The sequence below is a fragment of the Okeania hirsuta genome (assembly GCF_003838195.1).
GTDB lineage: Bacteria > Cyanobacteriota > Cyanobacteriia > Cyanobacteriales > Microcoleaceae > Okeania > Okeania hirsuta.
Genome location: NZ_RCBY01000626.1, coordinates 1 through 972 on the forward strand (window position 1 = coordinate 1; position 972 = coordinate 972).

Annotated in this window: 2 protein-coding genes; both read left to right on the plus strand. The window is 46.5% G+C overall.

Features of this window, described 5'->3' with window-relative positions:
- Positions 1-447: ABC transporter permease (locus D5R40_RS33310; protein WP_161565193.1), on the plus strand; the 447-nt coding region annotated here is incomplete at its 5' end.
- A gap of 282 nt (positions 448-729) precedes the next feature.
- Complete coding sequence (locus D5R40_RS33315) at positions 730-915, plus strand: hypothetical protein (protein ID WP_124155912.1); 186 nt, start codon at positions 730-732, stop codon at positions 913-915.
- Positions 916-972: the final 57 nt, after the last annotated feature.

Sequence of the window (972 nt, forward strand, 5' to 3'; positions counted from 1 at the left end):
CCCCGCTTAAGCATGGGAAGCCATGTGGTGAGCTTTGGGGAAGCATCTGACGAGTATGAAATCCGTGGGGAGTTGCAGGATATGATCCATATTGAGGCTTTACAATTGCATGAAGGGCGCTACGTCAATCAGCGCGATGTGGACGAGGGTCGAAAAGTGGCTGTCATCGGAAAGCGAGTGAAGGAGGTTTTATTTGGTAATGCTTCTTGTATTGGAGAATATATTCAGGTGAGAGGTGTACAGTTCCGAGTAGTGGGCGTTTTCGGTCCCATGCAAGTGAAACCTTGGACGGAAGAGGACTGGAAGCGGTGGTATTCTTTGACGGCATGCATCGAACTTTTGGGATGGGGACCCGGGTGGACCACTTTATTTGTTTGCGGAGCCGAAGTCTTGGTTAGCGAGAATGGAGGCGAAGGTGCGTGCGGTATGAAGGAAAGCATAATGTAGCGCCCTATGATCCTAGGGCATCGGCGGATTCAACCTCAAGCTGAATTCTTAGCGTCAAAGTGCTGTTCAGTGGAATCAAAATTATTCTTGTGGTTTTAGGCATTGGCACCTTGCTAGCCCGGTATTGTTTGGGTAAGTAATATCATGCTTATCGTGGTGAAGAAAGACCAAGGAGATCGGAATTAGGGAAAGCCTTAGGTGCTACGCCACGTTCCATCATCAGCATGATCCTACAGAGTCATCCAACCCAGGCTATTTAGGTTTGATTGCGGAACATTGTAATTGCGCATTGATTATTTGATGATCATTAATAATGCCGATGTAGTTAATTTTCATCATCCTGAGGTGAATCTCACGGTCGGGATTGGCGCCATCGTATTGCTAGTGATTGCCGGAATGGTTGCCGGATTAATCCCGGCTTTACAAGCAGCGAGAGTCCGACCAGTGGTGGCCTTGAAGGATGAATAAGTAGGATAGAATAAAGATTGTTAGAGAATCAACAAAAAGTATTATGAACAAAGGTTT